Source organism: Rhizobium herbae (assembly GCF_017873135.1).
GTDB classification, from domain to species: Bacteria; Pseudomonadota; Alphaproteobacteria; order Rhizobiales; family Rhizobiaceae; genus Pararhizobium; species Pararhizobium herbae.
In genome coordinates this window covers 154,806-179,688 of record NZ_JAGGJV010000008.1, presented here as the reverse complement: position 1 = coordinate 179,688, position 24,883 = coordinate 154,806, and the positions used below count along the sequence as shown (strand labels likewise).

Sequence of the window (24,883 nt, the reverse complement as noted above, 5' to 3'; positions counted from 1 at the left end):
CCTCGCATGGCAAGGGCAATACGGGCTGTGCGATTTGCGCCATTTCCCCCATTTGCCGCGCCGGGAATGCGACATGTAGCAGCAATGCAAAAGGCCGCGCCCCCTTTGAAGGATGCGCGGCCCCGCTCAAGACGTACAGTCGGCTTATTGCGGCAGGTTTTCCTGCTCGACGGAACCCGCAGCCTGCTCGATGCCGGTCGTCGTCTGCAGCGCCAGTTCCTGCTCGCCGTCCATCTGGTAGATGTCGTCGCGGAACTGCACGATGCCGTCCGTCGCCGCCCAGGCGGTGATGTACTTGAAGTAGACAGGAACCTCGACAGCCAGCTGGATCGGCGAATTCTGACCGGTGCGGATCGTTGCCTCGATCTGCTGGCGCGACCAGCCGGGCGTGTCGCGCAGCAGCCATGTCGCCAGATCACGGACGTTCTGAACACGGACACAGCCGGACGATTCGAAGCGTGCCAGCTTGTTGAACAGGCCCTGCTGCGGCGTATCGTGCATGTACTCGTTGTTCGGATTGTGGAAGTTGATCTTGGTGGACGCCATGGCGTTCGTCTTGCCGGGGTCCTGACGGAACGTCAGGTTCGGGGCCTTCTCGGCGTTCCAGTCGATCGTTTCCGGCTGAACTTCGTTGCCCTGCCCGTCGATCAGGCGGATGGAATTCTTCTTCAGATATTCCGGGTCCTTGCGCATCAACGGCACGATGTCCTTCTCGACGATCGAGCGCGGAGACGTCCAGTACGGGTTGAGGATGACCTCGTAGATCTTCGAGTTGATGATGTGGGTCGGACGGCTGAGACGGCCGACGACGGCCGTATGACGCTGCGCCACGCGACCGTTTTCGACGGCTTCGATATAGGCGGCGGGAATGTTAACCAGCACGTAGCGGCTGCCGAGATCGCCCGACATCGACTGAAGCCGCACCACATTGGTGTTCAGCTGCTGCAGGCGCACATCCGCGGAGATGTTCATCGCCTTGACGGTATAATCGCCCATGACGCCGTCCGCTGGCAATCCATGCCGCGCCTGGAACCGCTTGACGGCGCCGTCGACATAGCTGTCGAAGGAGTTGGAAATACCGGCGGAGCGCGGCAGGTCGCCGACGATCATCAGGCGCTGGCGCAGGGCCTGCACCGACGGATCGGAAACGCCCATCTCCAGGCGAACCGACGAATTGACCTGCGGCCAGCCGCCGGCCGAGGCGATCTGCTGGTACTGGGCAATGGCGTTCTGCGTGTTGGCAAGCGTATCCATGCCGAAGATCGGCGTGTTGGAAACGACGGCGGTGGCGCTGCGCGAAGCCTTGGCGTCGAACTGGTCGTCCCAGGCACCGCGGCGCGGCGCATTGATGATCTCGTCGAGCGCGTCCTGCGCCAAAGCACCGCCAGCCCAGGCGGCGGCACCGAAAGCGGCGGCCGAGGCCAGAAAGTTCCGGCGTGAGAATGCATCAATTCCGGGTTTTTTCGACATAATTCCTACCATTCAATGCTGCGACACAAACGCAGCGCTACCACGAATATGGTTAACAAACGCAAACTACACGTGCAGTCCCCTGCCCGCAGTTCACATTCGTGAGATCGTGAACGCCAGTTGCCGCCAGTCGCACATCGGCAACAGTGGGAGCACAAAGACCCGCATTCTCGTGCCCTCGTCGCTGTCATAGTAATATGGCCAATTCGTGTCGCGGGCCGGCTGCGTCCGGCTTCGAAGCGTTCACTGGTGATCGGTGCAACATTCCAGCGACATCGGTTCAGCTCGGGACCGAGGCAGCGGTTTGGCCGTGGAGGCGGCGAAAGCGCGGGCAACCCGATGCACACCAATCGTTGAATGGGAGAAAATCGCGCAGCAGCGCGCGTGGTTGTCGATCGGATGCCGAAAGGTCATCGATCTCCGGTTTCCCGATAAGCAACGCTTGAATCGGGCCGGGAAATAGGGGCATTTTCATCTTGCCATCCTATGTCCGCTTCTCATCCTGCGGCCGGTGAGCCGCAGGAGGGAGAAACAGCAGTCAGCTTGAGGCTCCGATCAGAGCTTGTAGAGCATCGTGTCGTTCCAGAAGCGGTCGAGGCGCTGCAGGAGCTTGTTCATCTGGCCGAACTCGTCGGTGCCGATGCCGCCGACCTTCTGGATCGAGCCGATATGGCGCTCATAGAGCTTGGCGACCGTCTCGGCGATCTCCTGGCCTTCGTCCGTCAGGCTGATGCGGACCGAACGACGGTCGATGCGCGAGCGCTGGTGGTTGATGAAGCCGAGATCAACCAGCTTTTTAACATTGTAGGATACGTTGGAGCCGAGATAGTAACCGCGCGAGCGCAGTTCGCCGGCCGTCAGTTCCGAATTGCCGATGTTGAAGAGGAGAAGCGCCTGGACGGCGTTGACGTCGGAGCGGCCCGACCGGTCGAATTCGTCCTTGACGACGTCGAGCAGACGGCGGTGAAGACGTTCGACGAGGTGAAGGGATTCCATGTAGAGCGAACGGATCGCGTCTTCGTGGGGATCTTTGACGGCAACGACCTGCGGTTTCATTTTGGTGTTCATCATGACTGCCTCACTGTTTGTTTGGCGGTGTATGTATCTCTTCCCGCCTTGAGGTAGACACTATCGAATACGTATAAAATTCGACTTAAACTACAGCCTTAACAGCGCCTTACTATCCACAGCCCTTGTGTCAGGGTAAATCAATTCTTGCAGCCTTGGCTTGGCGTGCCCGCTGATAGACGATCGCAGCCCGGAAAAGCACGAAGGTGAAAGCCACCGTGCCATGCAGAACAAGCAGCAGCGGCTTCACTCCGAAGATCTGCGGATAGACCGCAAACATCACGATTTCAGTCGCCGCCGCCACCACCCAGAGCACCGGCCCCCAGGAGACAAGCAGCCACAGCCCGAGCGCTGCCACGGGATAGACGACGGCAAGCGCGGTCGCCGCGACCCGCCACGGCACCGGCAACAAGTCGAACCGCCCGCCGCCGCCAAACGAAAAGCCGATCAGCATCGCCCAATAAGTGAGCCCGAACCAGAAACACGAAATGGATACCAGCCGCAGGAACAACCCGAAGAGCGTTTCGGTCAGCGAGAGCTTGGGAATTTTTACAGAATCAAGAGCCATGGCTGCGAGGATACGTGGCGGGCGGGCGCTTTGCCAGACGGGGATTTCTGGAGGCTCTGCATCGCACGCTTTGCTCAAGTACGTGACTTCGCGGGTATATCATCCGCAGCAATCCATGGATCAAGCGACGCTCGATGCCGCCGCCCCGAAATGGAAGCGGCAAGGCAAAACAAAAAAAGGACCCCGCTTGCGGAGCCCTTTTCTGCAAAAGTGGCGATCTTTACTTCGTGTATACGACCTTGCCACCGTTGGCGGCCGTCTGGATGCCTATGACATTTTCGAGCTGCACGTTCTTGGCCACGAGGCTTGCCATCAGAGCGGGATCGTTCTGGATTTCAGTCTGCGCCTTGGTGATCGATTCCGGCGACGGATTGCGATAGGTCGCAGGGATGGAGGACGTGTCGGTGCTTGCGTTGGTTTCAGAGCCGACATTGACGATGGTCAGCATGTCGTCGGCCACCATCGGCGTGGCGGTCTGGGCTGCGGCATAACCACCCATCGACATGGCGGAAATGGCGGCGGCAAAAGCGATCTTGACTACGGCTTTCATTGTCTCTCCTTGGGTCTGGAGACCACTCTCACCGCTCATCGGTGACGTCGTCGGGCGCTCCAAAAGACGCAGCAGGAACGGGGCAAAACGGAAATGGTTCCTGCACGATCGCTGTTTGGTGGACAAAACGGCACCAGGACACCAAACCGGCGAAGCCTTCGCTGTTTTCCTTTGCCCGCATCGCATGATAAACCGCGACCACACGACCCAGCTGACGGAAAGACCACCGCAATGACCGACAAGACCAACGCTGTTGACCTCATCACCGGCCACCGCCGCATGCGCCGCAACCGCAAGGCCGACTGGACGCGCCGCATGGTGCAGGAAAACCGGCTGACGGTGGACGATCTGATCTGGCCGATCTTCGTGGTTCCGGGCTCCGGCATCGTCGAGCCGATCGAGGCCATGCCCGGCGTCAACCGGATGAGCATCGACAAGGCCGTCGAGGCTGCGAAGGAAGCCGCCGATCTCGGCATCCCTGCCCTTGCCACCTTTCCGAACATCGAAATGTCGCTCAGGGACGACACCGGTTCCAACAGCCTTGCCGCCAACAACTTGATCAACGAGACGACCCGCGCCATCAAGAAGAGCGTGCCGAACATCGGCGTCATCACCGACGTGGCGCTCGATCCGTTCACCAGCCATGGCCATGACGGAATCCTGCGCGACGGCGAGATCGTCAACGACGAGACGGTGGCGCAGATCGCCAGGGCCGCCGTGCTGCAGGCCGATGCCGGCGCCGACATCATCGCCCCCTCCGACATGATGGACGGCCGCATCGGCGCCATCCGCCAGGCCTTGGACGCTGCCGGCCACCAGAATGTCGGCATCATGTCCTACGCCACCAAATTCGCCTCCGCCTTCTACGGCCCCTACCGCGAGGCGATCGGCACCGGCGGGCTACTGAAGGGCGACAAGAAGACCTATTACATCGACCCGGCCAACGGCACCGAGGCGATGCGCGACGCAGCGCTCGACGTCGAGGAAGGCGCCGACATGCTGATGGTCAAGCCCGGCCTGCCCTATCTCGACATCTGCTGGAGGATGAAGGAGGCTTTCGGCCTGCCGGTCTTTGCCTACCAGGTCTCCGGCGAATATTCGCAGATCAAGGCGGCCGCCGCCAACGGCTGGATCGACGGCGAGCGCGTCATGCTCGAAACCCTGCTCGCCTTCAAGCGTGCCGGCTGCGACGGCATCCTCAGCTATTTCGCCATGGATGTGGCACGGATATTGGCGAAGCGCTGATAGCCGCCCGCCCCCAATGGAGGCATGACGATGAGCAGTGTGGACACCGAAACCCTGCGTTTCTACGCGACCGAAGCCGAAGTCTATGCGCTGCGGTCACGGGCAACGAAGAACGCACGCCTTGACGGCTTCCTGACGGGACTGCCGGCAGGCGCGAGAATTCTCGAATTGGGATGCGGCGGCGGTCAGGACAGCCACGCTATGCTGGCGCGCGGTTTCGACGTCACGCCCACCGACGGCTCGCCGGAAATGGCCGAGCAGGCCGAGCGATTGCTGGGGCGCCCGGTCGCCGTCCTCGCATTCGATCGCCTGGACGAAACGGCCGCCTATGATGCGGTATGGGCCAGTGCCTGCCTGCTTCATGTGCCGAGACAGGAACTGGCCGCGGTGCTGTCGCGCATCCACCGGGCGCTGAAACCCGGCGGGACTTTCTATGCGAGCTTCAAGGCGGGATCGGCCGAAGGGCGCGACGGGTTGCAGCGCTACTATAACTATCCCTCCCGCGACTGGCTGACGGCGCGATATGCGCCCCTCGAGTGGATGCGCGTCGATGTCGGGGAAAACAAGGGGCGCGGCTACGACGGCGAGGAAACGGACTGGCTGCACGTGACCGCGATACGTCGAGGATAAACTGCAGGCTTTGCGGTTATTTCACCGCTTCATTTGATTTTTCGGTCCACACTTCCCATATCCCTGCTGTTGAATTTGGAGAACGGCAATGAGTACGCAGGATGACAATGTGAGAATCCCCAGCAGCGACTGGCGGGCCTATCAGGGCGTGCTCAGCCGTCGCGTCATGGCTTTCGTCATCGACTATGCGATCGTCGCGCTTTTGTGGATTCCCGCCGCCGTCGTCGTGTTCTTCCTCGGCATCCTGACGTTCGGCCTCGGCTTCTTCCTCTATCCCGTGCTCTTTGCCGGTCTCGCCATGCTCTATTTCGGCGTGACGGTCGGCGGCCCGAAACAGGCGTCGCCGGGCATGAACATGATGGGCCTGGCGATCGCCCGCACCGACGGCCGGCCGATGGATTTCCTGACGGCCATCGTGCATCTGGTGATCTTCTGGATCGCCAATGCGCTGTTGACCCCGCTGGTCCTTCTCGTCGGCCTGTTCACCGATCGCGGCCGCCTGCTGCATGACCTGCTCATCGGCACGGTGACTGTGCGCCGCGACATCTATTGATTCGCACGTCTGCGAAGGGATGGAAGTGTGACATCCCTTCGCTGCCGGCCAGCCGCGCAGCCGAAAATCACAGCTTTATCGCATCGCAATCCGACGGTTCAAAAAGTCGCGATTGACCTTTTTCATTCTTGCGCCATGCTGATGTTTTCGAAGCGGCCAAGAAGAGCGATCCCCGCACCATATGAACACGCAAACTGCACCGTCCCCGCAATTCTACCTGACCGCGCCGGCGACCTGCCCGTATCTGCCGCAGGAGATGGAGCGGAAGGTGTTTACCCACATGGTGGGCGAGCGGGCCCCTGAACTCAACGATCTCCTGACCCAGGGCGGCTTCCGCCGCTCGCAGAACATCGCCTACCGGCCGGCCTGCGAGAGCTGCCGGGCCTGCGTCTCGGTCCGGATCGTCGCCGGCGAGTTCTCCCCCACCCGCTCGATGCGGCGTATCCTGGCGCTGAACAGCGACGTCGTCTCGACGGAATATCCGGCGGAGCCTTCCAGCGAACAGTACAGCCTGTTTCGCCGTTATCTCGACCACCGCCACCAGAAGGGCGGCATGTCGGACATGTCGGTGCTCGACTATGCGATGATGGTGGAGGACACACACGTCAACACCAAGATCATCGAATACCGGCTGAAGGTCGAAGGCGACGGCATCGGTCAGGCCAAGGGGCCGCTGATCTGCGCGGCGCTGACCGACAAGATGGGCGACGGGCTATCGATGGTCTATTCCTATTTCGACCCGGAGCTGTCCGACCGCTCGCTCGGCACCTTCATGATCCTCGATCATATCCGCAAGGTGAAAGATCGCGGCCTGCCGCATGTCTATCTCGGCTATTGGGTCAAAGGTTCGCGCAAGATGGACTATAAAACAAAGTTTCTGCCGCAGGAGCACCTTATGGCGCAGGGCTGGGAACGGTATACAGGCGAAGGCACTGTTACCGAATCGGACTGAATCTTGAGCCAAGCCATCGATGCCGCCCACCACCGCCGCGGACTTCTCATCACCGGTCTCGGCGGCCTTGCCCTCTCCTTCGACATTCCGCTGATCCGCTCGTCGCAGGGCGAGGTGTGGTCGCTGCTGGCCCTGCGCAGCCTGTGTACCTTCACGGTGGCGCTGGTCGCCTGGGTCGTGCTCAACAAATTCCTCGGCCGCAAGATCGCGCTGATCCCCGGCAAGGCGGGACTGCTGGCCGGCCTGTTCTACGGCCTCGGTACCTTCACGTTCCTGTTGTCCGTTTTCAACACCGCGACGGCCAACGTCGTCTTCATCGTCGCCTTCACCTCGATGTTCGCAGCCGTGCTATCGTGGATCTTCCTGAAGGAACGCCCGTCCAACGCCACGCTGGTGACGATGGCGATCATGGTCTTCGGCGTCGGGCTGATCGTTCACGGCGGCTTGAAAAGCGGCAATGTCTTCGGCGATGCCATGGCGGTCTGTTCCGCCCTCCTGCTTGCCTGCGCCATCACCGTCAGCCGGGCGAGCGGCAAGGACATGGGCTTGGTCCCGCTGGCAACCGCGATCTTTCCCTGCGTCATCGGCTACCTGCTGTCGCCATCCGAAGGCCTTGCCATCGCCCATCCCGGCTTCATCATGTTCGACGGCCTGATCATGATCCCGCTCGCTTTCTTCTGCCTCGCCACCGGCCCGCGCTACCTGTCGGCGCCGGAAGTCGGCATGTTCTACCTGCTCGAAACCATCCTCGCCCCTATCTGGATCTGGATCGCCTTCATGGAAGTCCCGACCGTGCAGACGCTATTGGGTGGCGCCGTGCTGATTCTGGCACTGGTCGGGCATTCGGTATGGCAGATGCGGAGGAAATCGGCGGTGGACGCGTCGAGCGAGTTTCCGTTTACGGGGTGAAATTCACGCGCAATTGCTGACTAGCAAAACCGATGTTATAACGTGATTATAACATTGGAGTTTTGCCATGAACATCACCATCCGCAAGATCGGCAATTCCGAAGGCGTCATCATCCCGAAGGAAATGCTTGAACGATATGGCCTGAAGGCAGGCGATCAGATGCAACTCACCGCAAAAGATGGCGGCTTTCAGATGCAGCCGCTCGAGGAAGCATTTCAGCGTCAACTCGAACACGCCAATCGTTTCATGGACAAATACAAGGTCGCTTTGAAAAAGCTGGCCGAATGAGGGATTTCGTTTTTCTGGAACGACCTCTCATTGAGGCATTGCAAACTATCCAGATCCAGCGTTTTGGCGGCGCTTTCGGTTTAAGAGACGAAGGCGCACTGGAATCGGCTCTGGCACGGCCGGTCAACAAAGACCATTACGGTTGCGACGATGTTATCGAACTTGCCGCCGCATATCTGTTCGGTCTTGCAATGAACCATGCGTTTATTGATGGGAACAAGCGTATCGCCATTGTTGCGGCGGCTGTTTTCCTGATGGAGAACGGTTACGAGATCGAAACGAGCGATAGCCTTCTCTTCAGCTTCGTCCTATCGGTCGCTGCTGGCGAGATCGACGAAGACGGGGCCATCCGCTTCCTGCGGGACGTCACCGTTCCATCTGAAAACAGATAAGCGGGCGGGTTAATCCCCCGCGCATCCATCACCCCGTAAATTTCCCACTCCTCGGGAACCCCTTCGGTACCGCCCTGCCCGCCGTTGCCCGGTCGCCCAGCCATTCGATCAGTTCGTCCTTGGTCTTGGTGAAGCTGCGGCCGGCGCTGTCGGCCCAGGTGAGGCCGTCGGCAATGGCAAAGCAGCGGATGTCGGAGATGCCGCCGTCCTTGTAGCGCTGCAGGCGCACCCCCTTGCCGCGTCCCATTTCGGGGATCTGGGCAAGCGGGAAGACCAGCATCTTGCGGTTTTCGCCGACGATGGCGACATGATCGCCCTTGACCGGGATGACGAGCTTGGCCTCGTCCGGCATGGCGACGTTCATGATCTGCTTGCCCTTGCGGGTGTTGGCCGCCATCTCGGCCTCCGGCACGACGAAACCGTTGCCCGCAGCCGAGGAGATCAGCAGCTTGCGCGAGGGATCGTGGACGAAGGCGGTCAGCACATCCTGGTCGTTTTCCATATCGACGATGATGCGCAACGGTTCGCCATGGCCGCGGCCGCCCGGCAGCTTGTCGCCGCCCAGCGTATAGGCCTTGCCGCCGGTGGTGACGACGAGGATGCGGTCGGTGGTGGACGCCGTGAACGACAGCTTCAGGCCGTCGCCTTCCTTGAACGGCAAGGTCGAGACATCGGAGATGTGGCCCTTCAACGCCCGGATCCAGCCCTTTTCCGAGATGACGACGGTGATCGGCTCTTTCTCGATCATCGCCTGCTGGATGGCTTCCAAATCGGCTTCCGGCGCGTTGGAGAACAGCGTGCGGCGGCGGCCGAGCTCGGTGGCCTTGGCGAATTTCTTCTTCACCTCGCCGATTTCCCAGGCGACGGTCTGCCACTGCTTGTCGTCGGAGGCCAGCAGCGTCTCGATTTCCGCCTTCTCCTTCGACAGCGCTTCGAACTCGGTGCGGATCTCGAACTCTTCCAGCTTGCGCAAAGAGCGCAGCCGCATGTTGAGGATCGATTCGGCCTGCAGGTCGGTGAGCGTGAAACGCTCCATCAAGGCCGGCTTCGGCTCGTCTTCCTCGCGGATGATGCGGATGACTTCGTCGAGGTTCAGATAGGCAATCAGGTAGCCGCCGAGAATTTCCAGACGACGATCGATGGCCGCCAGCCGGAAGCGCGAGCGGCGCTGCAGCACTTCGCGGCGGTGCTGCAGCCATTCCGAGAGAACCTCGTTCAGCGCCATCACCTTGGGCACGCGGCCCATCGAGAGCACGTTCATGTTCAGCGGAATGCGGTTTTCCAGCTCCGAGAGCTTGAACAGCGATTCCATCAGGATCGTCGGATCGACCGAACGGCTCTTCGGCACCAGAATGAGCCGGACATCCTCGGCCGATTCGTCGCGCACGTCCTCGAGCAACGGCACCTTGCGGGCAATCAGCAGCTCGGCGATCTTTTCGATCAGCCGCGATTTCTGCACCTGGAAGGGAATTTCGGTGACGATGATCTGGTAACCGCCGCGGCCGGTATCCTCGACCTCCCACTTGGCGCGCACGCGAAAACCGCCGCGGCCGGTCTTGTAGGCCTCGATGATGCTTTCGCGGCTGTCGATAATGATGCCGCCTGTCGGAAGATCCGGACCTTCGATGCCGCCCCGTTCCGGGTTGTTCGGATCAAACATCAGGTCCTCGACCGTCGCATCCGGGTGTCTGATCAGATGCAGCGCCGCGTCGCAGAGTTCGTGCGCATTGTGCGGCGGGATCGAGGTCGCCATGCCCACGGCGATGCCGGAGGCGCCGTTGGCCAGAAGGTTCGGGAAGGCGCCGGGCATGACGACTGGTTCCTGGTCTTCCTCGTTGTAGGTCGGGCGGAAATCCACCGCGTCCTGGTCGATGCCTTCGAGCAGAAGGCTCGCGACGTCGGTCATGCGCGCTTCGGTGTACCGATAGGCGGCGGCACTGTCGCCGTCGATATTGCCGAAGTTGCCCTGGCCATCGACGATCGGGTAACGCTGCGAGAAATCCTGTGCCAGACGCACCAGCGCATCATAGACCGACTGGTCGCCATGCGGGTGGAACTTACCGATGACGTCACCGACGATACGGGCGCATTTCTTGAACGACGAATTGGAGCGCAGCCCCATTTCGCTCATCGCATGGATGATACGGCGATGGACCGGCTTCAGGCCGTCGCGCACGTCCGGAAGCGCGCGGTGCATGATGGTCGACAGCGCATAGGCAAGGTAGCGCTCTTCCAGCGCCGCCTTGAGGTCAACCGGCAGAATGTGATCGTCTCCGCCCGACGGCGGCAAAAGGCTTTGTCCCATGATTTCTTGCTACCCCAACACGCCCTGAACGGCAAGGATTGCAGGGCATTGCGCTGTGGAGAACCTTGCCTGCGACAGACATGCAAGGCGCCTGGATATCTCTGCAAAATTCCGTCCGCCAGCTACCACACATGGTTGCATTCGTGCTAGTCGCAGATCACCACAGTTAAAACGATTCCAGAACAGAGGTCATTTCATGCGCATCCCGTCGAAGTTCGCCGCCATCGGCCTCGCCTGCCTGTCCCTGCAAAGCGCAAATGCAGCAGAAATCAGCATTCCCGCCAATCGCGAAAGCGCGATCAATTTCGTCACCGGCGTTACCCCCAGTTGCCGCAATATAGGCAAGCCGAAGATGAAAGTCGTCAAAGAGCCAGCACATGGCAGCGTCCGGTTTCAATGGATCAAATACAAGATCAGCAACATCTCCAGGCTTTGCGATGGAAAGCCGGCATGGGGCATGGCGATCCTCTTCAAGCCGCAACCGGGCTTTCGCGGCAAGGACAGCCTCACCTTCGGCATGAGCATGCAGCGATACGAGGGCCGCTCGGATACCAAGTACATTCAGGATTCGATCGACGTCGTCGTGAAATAGCCCGAAGCAACTCTCCACCGGCGATTTTCATCCCAAAAATGGACACCGGTACGAAACATGACACCGCAACGCAATTCGAATATATTTCGGCCTCAATCCGTATTAGAAATGCCTTCGAAATTAAACCTTTACAACAAAGGAACCACCCTATGCTGCCTAACCGCAACCTCCGTCTGATGCTGGCGAGCGCCGCTTTTATCGGCCTTTCCGGGCCGGCCTTCGCGCTCGACGGCGCGGACCTCGTCACCAAGCTCAATGCCGCCTATGCGCTCAGCGGCGCAACCATTGCCTATGAAAACGTTGCGGTGGACGGCACGACGGTGACGCTGACCGGCGTCACCGTCAAATCGACGGCCGCCCCCGGCAAAGATTTCAAGGTCGGCGAAGTGACGCTCGAGGGCGTCGAGGAAAGCGACAACGGCGGCTATTATGTCGAGACCGTCACGCTGCCGGATGTCGACGTCAAGGAGGATGAAACCGCGGTCACGGCCAAGGACATCACCATGGGCGGCCTCACTATTCCCGGCAATCCGACGGGCGGCACGATCAACGACATGGTCCTTTACGAATCCGCCGGCACCGGCCCCGTGACTGTGACCGTCAAGGGCAAGCAGGTGTTTTCGATGGACGAATCGGAAGCCAACCTGGCGAAGCAGGAAAGCGATGCCGGCTTCGATTTCGACGCGACGCTTTCCGGCATCAAGGCTGACCTTTCCGACGTCGAGGACGCCAAGGCCAAGGATGCGATCGAAAAGCTCGGCCTGAAGACGCTTTCCGGCGAGATGACGATCAAGGGAAGCTGGGAAGTCGCCTCCGGCAATGTCTCGCTTGAGGAATATGCCTTCGACTTCGCCAATGTCGGCCGCCTTGCCTTTGCCGTCGATATTTCCGGCTACACGCTGGAATTCATGAAATCCATACAGGAGGCGATGAAGGCACAGGAGGCCAATCCGAACAAGGAAGAAGCCAACCAGGCCATGGGCCTTGCAATGATGGGCCTCGTCCAGCAGTTGACCTTCAACAGCGCTTCCCTGCGCTTCGACGATGCGACGATCACCAAGCGCGTGCTTGACTATATCGGAGCCCAGCAGGGCGTGACCGGCGATCAGCTGGCACAGTCGCTGAAGGGCATGGTACCGCTGATGATGGCACAGCTTAACGTGCCGGAACTGCAGAACCAGGTCTCGACCGCGGTCAACACCTATCTGGATGGGCCGAAGAGCCTGACGATCTCGGCCGAGCCGGCCAACCCCGTTCCCTTCCCGATGATCATCGGCGCCGCCATGGGCGCCCCGAACACCGTACCGGGCGTGCTTGGCGTCAAGGTGACGGCGAACGACTGATCCGACGGATCAGCCCTGAATATGAGAAGGCCCGGCGTTCAGCACGCCGGGCCTCTTTTTATGATCCATCAGTGCCTTAAGCAGGCTTCCTTCCTGTGCCAGACCAGTCGACCGCGCGGGTGGAAAACATCGTCGCCGCGATGGTGACGAACGAAATCAGCGCGCCGGCAAGCAGGGCGTATTCGTCTTCCCGCAGGATCAGGTACATGACCGCATAGGCTGTACACAGCACGAAGGCGAGTCCCGCGCCGCGCCGCGCGCTGCCGGTCACCGAGCCGACATAGGTCGAGATCAGCCCAGCGGTTGCCAGCGACGCCAGAACATAGGCGATCTCGAAACCGGTATGTTCGGCCAGCGCCAGAAGCAGGATATAGAAGACCACCAAGGCAAGCCCCGTCAGCACATACTGGATCCAGTGAACCTTGCGGGCGCTTTTCAGTTCGATGATGAAAACGGCGAGAAAGACCACCGAGAAGAAGCCGATCGAATATTTCAGCGTCCGGGCGACGACCTGGTAGAACTTGACCGGCTCGACCATATTGATCGACATCAGGCTGTTCGACAGCGGCATCACCGAGCCGGAGACGACGCGATCGACGCCGCGGGCAAGATAGGGGATCGTCCACTTGGCGGAAAATCCCTTGCCGTCGATCGATTTTTCCTCGGGCAGGAACAGGCCTTCGAAGCCCGGGTGCGGCCAATTGGCCTCAGCCGAGAAATGCGTCGTCTGGCCGGCGGGCGCAACGGCAAAGCTGCCGGAACCGTTGAGCGACAGGTCCATGGCAAAGGCAAAGCCGCTTTCGACAAGGGCGCGGCCGATCGGACGGTTCACGCCCGAATCCAGCTTGGCGGGCGAACCGTAGGGCTCCGGTGAACCGAGCATAAGAGACGTGATGGCTTTCATGCCGGGATCGAACGGCATCAACGGCCCGCCGTCTATGCGTACGCCGGCGTCGGAACGGATGCCGGTAATATCGGCGATGCTCATCACCAGCATTGCCCGGTCGAGATCCGGCTTGCCCTCGATCTGCCGGAGATCGTCGATCATGCCGGGCGCAAACTTGCCGGATATGGCGATCCTGGCGTTGTAGACCGGCAGCGTGTAGATCGACAGTTTGCGTTCTTCCGTCGCCAGCTTCGAATCCACGCTCAATGTTTCGGGCATCAGCAGCGCCCATTCGGTGACGGTCTGCCAGACAATGCGGCCGTCGATCGTCTGGTTGCGGTTGACCTCGAAGGGCACGGCGACATAGGGGCCGTTGAGGACCTGCGGCCCTCCCCATCCCTTGGCGATCCGCGATGAGACCTCTTCCGCCCGGCGGCCACGTTCCTCCACCAGCCCCCAGACGAGCAGCGTCGGAATCAACAACGCCACCGAGATGAAGCCGATCATGATGAACTTGACACCGGGCGAAGACAGGAGCGTTCGGAGCGTTCCGGGCTGCGACGTTGTATCGGATTGTGAAAATGGTTGCTTGTCTCCGAAACCCTCTTCCGGGATTAAGTCGCTATCGGTCATGTCCAAACCCCCAGACATTGAAACCGGCTGGGTACGTGCCGGCACACTATCGTTAAGCGTGCATTGAGGCCGATTGCGCGCGGAATATCGCCGCTTTGAGGGCTGTTTTCAGGCAAATTGCGGATGCGAAAAACCCGGCGATCTGCATCGCCGGGTTGATCAAATCCAATCGGGAGAGGACTTGCCTCAGTCCTTCTTCATCGGCGGAATGACGCGCAACGACAGTTCCGCGAGCTGCTTGGGCATGGCCGGCGCCGGTGCGTTCATCAGCAGGTCCTGCGCCTGCTGGTTCATCGGGAACAGCGTGATCTCGCGCAGGTTCTTGGCGCCGAGCAGAAGCATGACGACCCGGTCGATGCCGAAGGCGCAGCCGCCATGCGGAGGTGCGCCGTACTGGAAGGCGCGGTACATGCCGCCGAAACGCTCTTCAACGTCCGTCTGCGACAGGCCGACCAGTTCGAACGCCTTGACCATCAGTTCCGGCGACTGGTTTCGGATCGAGCCCGAGGCGATTTCGAAGCCGTTGCAGACAGCGTCATACTGATAGGCCTTGATCGTCAACGGATCTTGGCTTTGCAGCGCCTCGAGACCGCCCTGCGGCATCGAGAACGGGTTGTGGGCGAAATCGACCTTCTTGTCTTCGTCGCTCCATTCGTAGAACGGGAAGTCGATGATCCAGCACAGTTCGAACCGGTCGCGATCGACGAGGTTCAGGTCCTCGCCGGCCTTGGTGCGGGCTTCGCCAGCGAACTTGTAGAATTTGGACGGATCGCCGGCGACGAAGAAGCAGGCATCGCCGACATCAAGGCCGAGCTGCGTGCGGATCGCTTCGGTCCGCTCCTCGCCGATGTTCTTGGCAAGCGGGCCGGAGCCGGCGGTCGTGCCGTCCTCTTCCTTGCGCCAGAAGATGTAGCCGAGGCCCGGCTGGCCGGTCGACTGCGCCCAGGCATTCATGCGGTCGCAGAAGGCGCGCGAACCACCGGTCTTGGCCGGGATGGCCCAGACCTCGACCTTCGGATCGCGCTCGATCATGCCGGCGAACACCTTGAAGCCGGAACCGGCGAAATGTTCGGTGACGGCCTGCATCTCGATCGGGTTGCGCAGGTCCGGCTTGTCGGAGCCGTATTTGCGGATGGCCTGGTCATAGGGAATGCGCGGCCATTCCTTGGTGACGGGCTTGCCCTCGGCGAACTGCTCGAACACGCCGGTCATCAGCGGGCCCATCGTATCCCAGACATCTTCCTGGGTGACGAAGCTCATCTCGACGTCGAGCTGGTAGAATTCGCCCGGCAGGCGGTCGGCGCGCGGGTCTTCGTCGCGGAAGCACGGCGCGATCTGGAAGTAGCGGTCGAAACCGGCGACCATCAGCAGCTGCTTGTACTGCTGCGGCGCCTGCGGCAGCGCGAAGAACGTGCCGGGATGGATGCGGGATGGCACGAGGAAGTCGCGCGCGCCTTCCGGCGAGGAGGCCGTCAGGATCGGCGTCGAATATTCGGCAAAGCCAGCCGAGTTCATACGCAGGCGCATGTCGGAAATGATCTGGCTGCGCTTGACGATGTTCTTGTGCAGCGTTTCGCGGCGCAGGTCGAGGAAGCGGTACTTGAGGCGGATGTCTTCCGGATAATCGGGCTCGCCGAACACCGGCAGCGGCAGTTCTTTTGCCGCGGAGAGCACTTCGATCTCCTGCGCGTAAAGCTCGATCTCGCCGGTCGCCATCTGCTTGTTGACGGTTTCGTCCGAGCGCGCCTTGACGGTGCCGTCGATGCGGATGACCCATTCGCCGCGCACGGTTTCTGCCGTCTTGAAGGCGGGACTGTCGGGATCGACGACGATCTGCGTCATGCCGTAATGATCGCGAAGGTCGATGAACAACAGGCCGCCATGGTCGCGGACGCGGTGGACCCAGCCGGAGATACGAACGGTCTGTCCGACGTCGGCTTTGCGAAGAGCGGCACAAGTGTGGCTGCGGTAACGATGCATGATATTATCCTGGAACCAAGTGGCCGCGCGGCCACGCCAAAGCGCGCTGCGGCAGCGTCAAAATCGGGCGGAAAAGCGCATGATGGGGGCGATTTGTCAAGGCCGGGGCTGCGTGCGTGCGACCACAGGCACGCAGAGAAGCATCAGCGGAAGACATGGCGGAAACCTCCCATTCATGCGGGACGCTGAATAGACCATCAATTTTCGTGACTGTTTTTGCCGATCCGCTCCGTCTATTGATGTGGCTCGGCACGCAGACATAGAGTCGCGTCCGTCCGGATACCCTTGCTTCATGTCCCAGATCCGTCCCCTCATCCCCCTTCTCATCACCGCCGGTATCCTGATCGGCGGCAATGGGCTGCAGGGGACGTATATTTCGCTGCGCGCCCTTCAGGAGGGTTTTTCCACCTCGCTGATCGGCCTTGTCGGCACCGGCTACAATATCGGCTTTGCCATCGGCTGCATCTATGTGACGCGCATCCTGCGCTCGATCGGCCACATCCGGACGTTTTCGGCCATGGCGGCCATTGCGTCGGCCGCCTCGATCGCCATGGTTCTCCTAATCGATCCGTGGTTCTGGTTTTTGATGCGGCTGATTGCCGGCATCTGTTTTGCCAGCCTTTTCGCCACGGTGGAAAGCTGGCTGAATGCGCGCGTGACGAATGCCAACCGCGCCCGCACCCTGTCGATCTACCGCCTGGTCGATCTCGGATCGGTCACCGCGGCGCAATACCTGATCCCGACCGTCGGCATTGAAGGATTCCAGTTGTTTGCGATCGTGTCCATGGCGCTGACTCTGTCGCTGGTGCCGATCTCCTTTGCCGACCGTTCCAGTCCCGGCGCACCCGAGGCGATCCGGTTCGATGTCAAGGCGCTGTGGAACATCTCGCCGCTCGCCACCATCGGCTGCATCGTCGTCGGGCTGACGAACTCGACGTTCCGCTCGCTCGGACCGATCTATGCCGAGGGCATCGGCCTGTCGATCACCGCGATTGCCACCTTCATGAGCGTCGGCATCATCGGCGGGGTGGTGCTGCAATATCCGCTCGGGCTCTATTCCGACCGGCTGGACCGGCGACTGATCATCCTGCTCGCCACCTTCGGCTCGCTGCTGGCGGGGCTGTTCCTGGCGCTTTTTGCCGGCAGCGACGAATGGCTGAACTTCATTGGTATCTTCATCTTCGGCGCCTTCGCCATGCCGCTCTATTCGCTCTGCTCGGCCCATGCCAACGACCATGCTGCGGAAGGCCAGCATGCGCTGGTATCGGCCGGCATGCTGTTCTTCTGGTCGTGCGGCGCCATCATCGGGCCGCTGTTTGCCTCGTTCATGCTCGATATCTTCGGGCCGCAGGCGCTGTTCATCTATACCGCCGCCGTGCTGGCCGCCTTCATGCTCTACACGCTGCAACGGATGACGGCGCGTAGCGCGGTACCGGCCGGCGCGCGTTCAATGCGGTTCCGCAATCTCTTGCGCACGTCCTCCTTCTTCAACAAGCTGGCGGCATCGCCCGAGGACAAGAAAAAGGTATGAGCGCTGCGGCAAGATGCGCATCGTTGCCAATTGCTGAATGACGGCATCAAGTTTAAACCCAAGCATCCCAATCTCCGGAATTCTGCCTCATGCCGATCATCAGCCGCCGCACGCTTCTGAAGGGCTCCGCCGCAGCAGCAGCCTCGTTTACGATCGGAGGCGGACTGGCGGCCCGACGCGGCATCGCCGCCCCCTCGCCGCTCCTGCTCAAGGCGCAGTTCACTGATGCATCACTGGTAGGCGACGGCGTCACGCCAAAGGTCATGACCTACGGAACAAGCGAGGCGGCCGCGACCGGCATGCCGCCGGTCATCCGGATGAAAAAGGGCGAGCCTTTTGCCGCCCGGCTGATGAATGCACTGGACGAACCGACGACGGTCCACTGGCACGGGCTGCGCATCGTCAACGCCATGGATGGCGTACCGGAGATGACCCAACCTTACGTCTATCCCGGCGACGGCTTCGACTATGTCTTCACGCCGCCCGACGCCGGCACCTTCTGGTATCATCCGCATTGCAACACGCTGACGCAGATGGGCCACGGGCTGACCGGCGTCATCGTCGTCGAAAATCCCGACGATGCGGTTTTCGACGCGGAGATCGTGCTCAACCTGCGTGATTGGCGGCTTGGCGCCGGCGGCGCCTTCATCGCCCCCTTCAAGCCCCGCGATGCCGCGCGCGGCGGCACCTATGGCACGGTGCGTACCGCCAACTGGCAGCAGGAACCAAGCTATGACGCGCCCGCCGGCGGCCTCGTCCGCATCCGGATCGCCGCCACCGACGTGACCCGCATCTACACGCTCGGCGCGGACGGCGCACCGGCGTTGGTCATCGCGCTCGACGGCAATCCGGTGGAAATGCCCTTCCCGCTCGACCTTCTGGATTTCGGCCCCGGCCAGCGCGTCGAACTGGTCCTGCGCATGCCGGACGACGAAGGCGCCGTGGTCAAGCTTGGCAACTTCCGCGGCTCCAGCCCCTTCACCATCGCGACACTGCGCGCGACCGGCGCATCGCTGAAGCGCGATATCCGCGACGTGAAGCCGCTTCCCGCCAACCCGATCGCAGAGGCCGATCTTTCCACGGCCGTGCGCATTCCGCTCGATTTCACCGCCACGGCGGAGCATGCGCCCGTTCCCAGCATCTGCGGCACGCTCGGTTATACGTTCTGGGCGATCAACAAGGTACCGTGGCAGGGCGATACGCCCGATCCGGGGGCGCCGGTCTCGGAACTGAAGCTTGGCAAAAGCTACGTGCTGCAGGTCCGGAACCGGACGCCGCACGCGCACCCGATCCATCTGCACGGCCTCAGCTTCCGTATCCTCAGTTCCAACAAGCGGACCATCCTGCCGCCGCCGACCGACACGATCCTGCTTTTGCCGGACGAACAGGCCGAACTCGGCCTCGTCGCCGACAATCCCGGCGACTGGCTGCTCCATTGCCATATCATCGAGCATCAGAAGACGGGAATGTCGGGATATTTCCGTGTCGTTTGAGCTTTTTTCGTTGTGACGCCGGGCGCGAAGGGATACATCGGGTGAGTTTTAACGGCCGCATTTCCGCCACAGTGATTGAAGTTTGATGATCGAGACAACCGCCGAACTGGCCGCCGCCTGCGAAACGCTGGCCCAGGGCCAATACCTGACCATCGATACGGAATTTCTCCGCGAAACGACCTTCTGGCCGCAACTCTGCCTGATCCAGATGGCTGGACCGGACATTGCCGTCATCGTCGATCCGCTGGCGAAGGGCATCGATCTGGCGCCGTTCTTCGAGCTGATGGCCGATACCAGCGTCATCAAGGTGTTCCATGCCGCGCGCCAGGACATCGAAATCATCTACAATCTCGGCAAGCTGATCCCGCATCCGATCTTCGACACGCAGGTCGCCGCCATGGTCTGCGGCTTCGGCGACAGCGTCTCCTATGACCAGCTCGTCAGCCGGATCAAGAACGTCCATATCGACAAGTCCTCGCGCTTCACTGACTGGAGCCGCCGGCCGTTGTCGGAAAAGCAGCTCGACTATGCGCTGGCCGACGTCACCCACCTGCGCGATGTCTACCTGCACCTGAAGGAAGAGCTGGAGCGCGAAGGCCGCTCGCTCTGGCTCACCGAGGAAATGGCGATCCTCGAAGCCAAGGAAACCTACGACATCCATCCCGACGACGCCTGGCAGCGGCTGAAGATGCGGCTGAAGAAGCCGGTGGAACTGGCCGTCCTGCAGAAGGTCGCCGCCTGGCGCGAACGCGAGGCACGCAGCCGCAACGTTCCGCGCGGCCGTATCCTGAAGGACGACGGCCTCTACGAGATCGCCCAGCAGCAGCCGAAGGACATGGAAGCCCTCTCCCGCCTGCGCACCATTCCAAAGGGCTGGGAACGCTCGGCAGCAGGCACCGCGATCATCGAGGCCGTCAACGCCGCGATCGATATGCCGAAGGCGGACATGCCGAAAATGCCGCGCCAGAACCAGTCGCCGGAAGGCGCGCAGGCCGCCAGCGAAATGCTCAAGGTGCTGCTGAAGCTGATCGCCGAAAAACAGGGCGTTGCCGCCAAGATCATCGCCAACAGCGACGATCTCGAACGCATCGCATCCGAAGGTCCGAAAGCCGATGTCGGCGCCTTGAAAGGCTGGCGCCGCGAGCTGTTCGGCGACACCGCCCTGAAGCTGATCAACGGCGAAGTCGCCCTGCGTTTCGTCGACCGCAAGATCGAGGCCGTCGAGCTTTAGGCACGTGAGGCCGGAAACGCCAACGGGGGGTTCCGGGCCTTTCAGCGGCCACGATTGTTCGGGAAACTTAGAAATTTACGACTGAATTTCCGAACCCATTGGAACGGATCGCTTTCGCAGAGTGTTCAGCCAGAGCAACAGGAAAAGCGCGCCACCACTACAGACGACAAGCAGTGCAAGAGTAGCTGTCGCCCCAGACCCCGTCAAAAGCCCCGAAAGGATTGGCGCCGCCATCGCACTGGTCAGGTTCATTGGAAGGGCTATTGCCGACATGGCGGCCGCGTAGTCGGCCTTGCGGTAGAAGACGAGCGGCATGGTCGCACGGGCTACCGCAAACGCGCCGCTGCCGATTCCGAAAAGAATGAGGCAGGCCAATACCGCCCATGATGTTGCACCGAAGGCGAGAAGCATCATAAGACCTGCCGGAATCATCGCCCCCGCCACCAGGCCGGTCGCCAGTGAATCCCATCGCCTGCCGCCGGCCATATCGATCAGGCGTCCGCAGACCTTGAGCACGCCGAGGAACGAGGCAAGGCCGACAGCCCATGCCGGATCGGCTCCAAGCGTGCGGAACAGTTCTATCCCCGTTGCCTCCATGCCGAAGGTCACGAAGCTATTCAATGCGATCGCCGCGACGAGGAACCAGAAGATGCGCCCTCTCCGAACCGCCCCACCGCCATCGCTCCTGTTCTGCCGGCTGCCGCCAACTTCCGGCAGGCCGAGGAAAATCATCGGGGTGACGATGGCGAGCATAACCACGGCATAGATCTGCGTCGCGACGCGCCAGCCGACCGTATGCTCCAGAAACGCCGTGACCGGCCAAAACACGCTGCCCGCAAGGCCGGTGACGAGCATCAGCGTGCCGATCATCCCACGCGCCCGATCATCGGCGAAGCCGGCAAGATAGATGTAAGCAGCGGTTGTAAGAAACATCGCACCGGCAAGGCCTATCAGCCCCCAAGCCATGAGGTAAACGGGCACGGATTGAGCCGCGCCCACGCATGCGATCCCGCAACCGATCAATGCGGCGCCAATGGCCATGATCCTGCGCGCACCGAAACGGTGGAAAGCCTTGCCGATGACCGGCGCCATGAGGCCCATGGTGACGAACATGACGGCAGTTCCCAGAAAAACCGTGGGCAATGTGGTTCGCAGATCGGCGGCAATGAGCGAGGCAGTTACAGGAAGTATCCCGACAACACCCCAACCCGTGATTTGCGTGAAGGCCAGAACGACGAATACGATCAAGTGACGCGGCATGAGAATATTTTATTCGTGCCGCATGTCAGAGATATAACACTCGCCTGCCCGGCCGCTGGGCAAGCCTGCGCGGCCGGGCGTGAAACGCCACGGACCGCGACACGAAATCGCTTGACCCGACCTGCCCAAATGGAACAATGCCTGTATGCACCGGGGGAGCGGAGCTGATTCATGAGAGACATATCCCCGACAGAAAACTGGCTCCTGATCACGCTCGGCATGGCGCTCAGCGGCATCCTCTACGGTATGGTGGCCTATCCCGGCGAGCCGGTGATCATCGGCGCGGTCTTCGCGGCCTTCATGGGCGTGCCGATGATCGCCTTCGAACGGCGAATCCTGTTGCGGCCGCTTTACCGGCGTATCGAGCGGCTTCCGACCTTTGCCTTCATCGTCGCGGCACTGGTCATCTACGAGATACTGATGAGCATCGGCTATGCGCTGGCAACCCTGCTGATGCGGGCGCTGGGGTTCATCCCGCTCAGGCCGCTGGCCGAGGCCCTGGTGATGCCCTTCAACGTCTTTGTCTATGCGCTTGCCGTCTGCGCGCTGATCGTCTTCATCCTGCGCGTACGCGACCTGCTCGGGCGCGACGTGTTCACCAGCATGCTGATCAGCCGCTATCGCCGGCCGGTGAGGGAGGAGCGCGTCTTCCTGTTCATCGACCTCGCCGATTCGACATCCTTCGCCGAAAAACATGGCGACCTGCGCGCGCAACAATTTCTCAAAGCCCTGTTTGCGGCCTTCGCCGAACCGGTCCGGCGCCACAAGGGTGCGATCGACGATTATGTCGGGGATGCTGCCATCGTCACCTGGCCGCTTGCACGGGGTGTGAAATTCGCACGCTGCGTCCGCTGCATCTTCGATATTCTCGACGACATCGAAGCCAACGCGGACACCTGGCGCAAGAATTTCGGTCAGGTTCCACGGCTGCGCGCAGCCCTGCACGGCGGCTTCATCATCACGGCGGAAATCGGCGTCGACCACCACAAGATCGCCTATTTCGGCGATACCGTGAACACCACCGCGCGACTTGAAACATTGTGCAAGGCACTGAACAGATCCGTGCTGATCTCGACCGAGCTTGCCCAGCGCATCAAGCTGCCGGACACGATCGCCGTCGAGGATCTGGGCACCCATGCCGTCAGGGGTCGCGGCCAGACGCTCGGTGTCATGGCGCTGGCCGAGCAGGCGAAAGCAGAACTCCTCGCCCCCTTCGAGCTGCGGATTCCTGCCGAGTAGCCGCCGGACCGGCGAAAGAACTCCGACTGGAGAAAACGGAAACCTGAATGCGGCAATCAGTGCCGGCCTAATCCGGCTTAGACGAGGAATGTGCCGTTCTGCATCGCACCGTAGAGTTCCGCGACAACCTCCGCCTTGTCGGAGATGACGTTGACCACCATCCAGTCATTGTTCGTGCCGAAGAACGTGTCGGCGGCGGCGGTTTTGGCAACCGGTCCGGAGCTGCCGTCGACATTGTATCGGATCGTGACGTCATCTGCGATCAGATAGGTGCCATCGACAAACCCGGAGCGAATATCAAGGACGCCGCTGACAATCTTCTCATCGAGTTGATAGGCCTTGAGATCGATCCTGTCGCCGGACGAAATGTCTTTGAAATGAAGATCGGCTGACGCGGCATTCTTGCCGGAAAAGACGAACGTGTCGTTTCCGGCGCCACCGAAAAAGGCCGCCTCGACATCGCCCTTTCCGGAATAGGATACGGTGATCTTGTTGCTCGCAGCATTGCCCAAGACGGCCAGGCTGACGGGAAGACCGTCCAGTGTCTGGCCAAGGCTGGCGATATCGATGCCGGCATTGCCGACATTCGAGGCCAGCGCGACAATTTCCACATTGTCCAGCTTGAAGATGCCGGCCACGCCGAGCAGGACGGTATCGACGCCGCCCTTTGCGCTTTCCACCACCCTGTCGCCGCTATCGGTAACCAGGTAGAAATCATCGCCGGTACCGCCCGTCATAAGGTCGGCCCCCGCACCGCCCCCGAGGCGATCATTTCCGGCATCGCCGTAGAGCTTGTCGCCGTCGACGCCGCCAAGCAGGGTGTCGTTGCCGGCGCCGCCTCTCAATGTATCAGCACCGGCGCCACCAAAGAGGAGATCGTTGCCATCGCCACCGCTGAGGGTGTCGGCACCTTTTCCTCCAGCCGCTATCCCGCTTTTCAGACCGCCATCCACGCGCTGCAGGGTCGCAAGCTCCTTGACCACATCGAGTTTGCCTCCGGCAACCTGCACCGCCGGGCCGACGGCAGCAATGGTCAATCGCCCCGCCTGGTAGCTGCCATAGTAATCGTCGCCGGAAAGAACATCGTTCTTGCCGTTTCCGTTCAGAACATCGGCACCGCCATGCCCGATCAGAACGTCGGCCCCCTTTCCGCCGGAAATCACCTCCGCGATGTCGTGATCAACCTTGAAGGGTGTCGTATAGCCGCCGAAAAGTTTGATGTAGTCTGAAATCGGCACCTTGTTGCCGTCGATCGGGACGGTATCACCGCCGGAATTCAGGAACGTCTTTTCACCGCCGTGGCCGACGAGATGGGAACCACCCAGCATGCCCGAAACGGTGATCTTCAGGCCGTTGAGGACCTGCCCTTCGTATTGCCAGACACTTTTGAGATACGACCATTGAAGCTGCATGTATTTTCGGATTGCGGCCTCCTGAACGGCAGATGAGTTCAGGAATTCCTGCTTCGTATCGATGCCGTTCAAGCCGGTGAAAAAGTCGGGCTTCCAATCGTTCTTGGACGTCCCGTCCTTCAGGTAATATTTGAGGTCGATAAGCGCGAGTTCGCCGAACTGATATTTTCCAAGGTAGCCGAGCTGGTTAACCGCTTTGTAGTTTCCGCCGGATTCCCTTTCCCCCAGCGCCTCGAAAAAATCGTCATACGATTTTGCCACCGCATATCCCCGCTTCAACCGGATTGAGAGACCATCAATGCACGTATTCCTAACTTAATCTTCGAGGCAAACAATAGGGCAAAGCAACGCT

The 24,883-nt window shown here is 61.0% G+C and carries 22 protein-coding genes; 13 read left to right on the top strand and 9 right to left on the bottom strand.

What is annotated here, in order from left to right; genetic code table 11:
* Positions 1-144: 144 nt before the first annotated feature.
* The 4 genes from J2Z75_RS21405 to J2Z75_RS21390 form a co-directional block, all read right to left on the bottom strand.
* A complete protein-coding gene (locus J2Z75_RS21405) occupies positions 145-1,470 on the bottom strand; it encodes a L,D-transpeptidase family protein (protein ID WP_209854815.1) in 1,326 nt (441 codons plus the stop codon).
* Between the two features lie 555 nt (positions 1,471-2,025).
* Positions 2,026-2,538, bottom strand: coding sequence for a transcriptional regulator LdtR (ldtR, locus tag J2Z75_RS21400; RefSeq protein WP_062576320.1), 513 nt, complete (start codon positions 2,536-2,538; stop codon positions 2,026-2,028).
* A gap of 130 nt (positions 2,539-2,668) precedes the next feature.
* Positions 2,669-3,184 (bottom strand): DUF6163 family protein, encoded by a 516-nt coding sequence (locus J2Z75_RS21395; protein WP_407692796.1) that lies wholly within the window; start codon positions 3,182-3,184, stop codon positions 2,669-2,671.
* 142 nt (positions 3,185-3,326) lie between these two features.
* Positions 3,327-3,656 (bottom strand): hypothetical protein, encoded by a 330-nt coding sequence (locus J2Z75_RS21390; RefSeq protein ID WP_209854813.1) that lies wholly within the window; start codon positions 3,654-3,656, stop codon positions 3,327-3,329.
* A 231-nt stretch (positions 3,657-3,887) separates the two neighbouring features.
* Between J2Z75_RS21390 and hemB the strand changes: the two genes are divergently transcribed.
* The 7 genes from hemB (at position 3,888) to J2Z75_RS21355 (ending at position 8,626) form a co-directional block, all read left to right on the top strand.
* Entirely contained in the window at positions 3,888-4,901 is a 1,014-nt protein-coding gene (gene hemB / locus J2Z75_RS21385) for a porphobilinogen synthase (protein ID WP_209854812.1), read from the top strand.
* Between the two features lie 30 nt (positions 4,902-4,931).
* A complete protein-coding gene (locus tag J2Z75_RS21380) occupies positions 4,932-5,531 on the top strand; it encodes a class I SAM-dependent methyltransferase (RefSeq protein ID WP_209854811.1) in 600 nt (199 codons plus the stop codon).
* An 88-nt stretch (positions 5,532-5,619) separates the two neighbouring features.
* Positions 5,620-6,084: an RDD family protein gene (locus tag J2Z75_RS21375; RefSeq protein ID WP_209854810.1), complete on the top strand. Its 465-nt coding sequence runs from the start codon at positions 5,620-5,622 to the stop codon at positions 6,082-6,084.
* Positions 6,085-6,265: 181 nt separating this feature from the next.
* Complete coding sequence (locus J2Z75_RS21370) at positions 6,266-7,036, top strand: arginyltransferase (RefSeq protein WP_209854809.1); 771 nt, start codon at positions 6,266-6,268, stop codon at positions 7,034-7,036.
* A 3-nt stretch (positions 7,037-7,039) separates the two neighbouring features.
* Entirely contained in the window at positions 7,040-7,945 is a 906-nt protein-coding gene (locus J2Z75_RS21365) for a DMT family transporter (protein ID WP_209854808.1), read from the top strand.
* Between the two features lie 67 nt (positions 7,946-8,012).
* Positions 8,013-8,234 carry an AbrB/MazE/SpoVT family DNA-binding domain-containing protein gene (locus J2Z75_RS21360; protein ID WP_209854807.1) on the top strand — a complete coding sequence of 74 codons (222 nt, stop codon included), beginning with the start codon at positions 8,013-8,015 and terminating at the stop codon, positions 8,232-8,234.
* Entirely contained in the window at positions 8,231-8,626 is a 396-nt protein-coding gene (locus J2Z75_RS21355; protein ID WP_209854806.1) for a type II toxin-antitoxin system death-on-curing family toxin, read from the top strand. The genes J2Z75_RS21360 and J2Z75_RS21355 overlap by 4 nt, the downstream gene beginning before the upstream one ends.
* 28 nt (positions 8,627-8,654) lie before the next feature.
* Here J2Z75_RS21355 and parC read toward each other — a convergent pair whose 3' ends face one another.
* Positions 8,655-10,931, bottom strand: coding sequence for a DNA topoisomerase IV subunit A (parC, locus tag J2Z75_RS21350; protein WP_209854805.1), 2,277 nt, complete (start codon positions 10,929-10,931; stop codon positions 8,655-8,657).
* Between the two features lie 196 nt (positions 10,932-11,127).
* On the opposite strand from parC, the gene J2Z75_RS21345 reads away from it, so the two are divergent.
* Both J2Z75_RS21345 and J2Z75_RS21340 read left to right on the top strand, forming a co-directional pair.
* Positions 11,128-11,523, top strand: a complete 396-nt coding sequence (locus tag J2Z75_RS21345) for a hypothetical protein (protein WP_209854804.1) — start codon at positions 11,128-11,130, stop codon at positions 11,521-11,523.
* Between the two features lie 149 nt (positions 11,524-11,672).
* A complete protein-coding gene (locus J2Z75_RS21340; RefSeq protein WP_209854803.1) occupies positions 11,673-12,866 on the top strand; it encodes a DUF945 family protein in 1,194 nt (397 codons plus the stop codon).
* Positions 12,867-12,942: 76 nt separating this feature from the next.
* Here J2Z75_RS21340 and creD read toward each other — a convergent pair whose 3' ends face one another.
* Positions 12,943-14,385, bottom strand: coding sequence for a cell envelope integrity protein CreD (creD, locus tag J2Z75_RS21335; RefSeq protein ID WP_209854802.1), 1,443 nt, complete (start codon positions 14,383-14,385; stop codon positions 12,943-12,945).
* 186 nt (positions 14,386-14,571) lie between these two features.
* Entirely contained in the window at positions 14,572-16,365 is a 1,794-nt protein-coding gene (aspS, locus tag J2Z75_RS21330; RefSeq protein WP_209854801.1) for an aspartate--tRNA ligase, read from the bottom strand.
* 292 nt (positions 16,366-16,657) lie between these two features.
* On the opposite strand from aspS, the gene J2Z75_RS21325 reads away from it, so the two are divergent.
* From J2Z75_RS21325 to rnd, 3 genes are all read left to right on the top strand, one after another.
* Positions 16,658-17,896 (top strand): MFS transporter, encoded by a 1,239-nt coding sequence (locus J2Z75_RS21325; protein WP_209854800.1) that lies wholly within the window; start codon positions 16,658-16,660, stop codon positions 17,894-17,896.
* A gap of 89 nt (positions 17,897-17,985) precedes the next feature.
* Positions 17,986-19,389 (top strand): multicopper oxidase family protein, encoded by a 1,404-nt coding sequence (locus J2Z75_RS21320; RefSeq protein ID WP_209854799.1) that lies wholly within the window; start codon positions 17,986-17,988, stop codon positions 19,387-19,389.
* Between the two features lie 85 nt (positions 19,390-19,474).
* Positions 19,475-20,620 (top strand): ribonuclease D, encoded by a 1,146-nt coding sequence (gene rnd / locus J2Z75_RS21315; RefSeq protein WP_209854798.1) that lies wholly within the window; start codon positions 19,475-19,477, stop codon positions 20,618-20,620.
* 75 nt (positions 20,621-20,695) lie between these two features.
* On the opposite strand, the gene J2Z75_RS21310 is transcribed toward rnd, so the two are convergent.
* Complete coding sequence (locus tag J2Z75_RS21310; RefSeq protein WP_209854797.1) at positions 20,696-21,880, bottom strand: MFS transporter; 1,185 nt, start codon at positions 21,878-21,880, stop codon at positions 20,696-20,698.
* 171 nt (positions 21,881-22,051) lie between these two features.
* Between J2Z75_RS21310 and J2Z75_RS21305 the strand changes: the two genes are divergently transcribed.
* Entirely contained in the window at positions 22,052-23,119 is a 1,068-nt protein-coding gene (locus tag J2Z75_RS21305; RefSeq protein ID WP_209854796.1) for an adenylate/guanylate cyclase domain-containing protein, read from the top strand.
* A 77-nt stretch (positions 23,120-23,196) separates the two neighbouring features.
* On the opposite strand, the gene J2Z75_RS21300 is transcribed toward J2Z75_RS21305, so the two are convergent.
* On the bottom strand, positions 23,197-24,792 hold the full coding sequence (locus tag J2Z75_RS21300) for a calcium-binding protein (protein WP_209854795.1): 1,596 nt from the start codon (positions 24,790-24,792) through the stop codon (positions 23,197-23,199).
* Positions 24,793-24,883 lie beyond the last annotated feature (91 nt).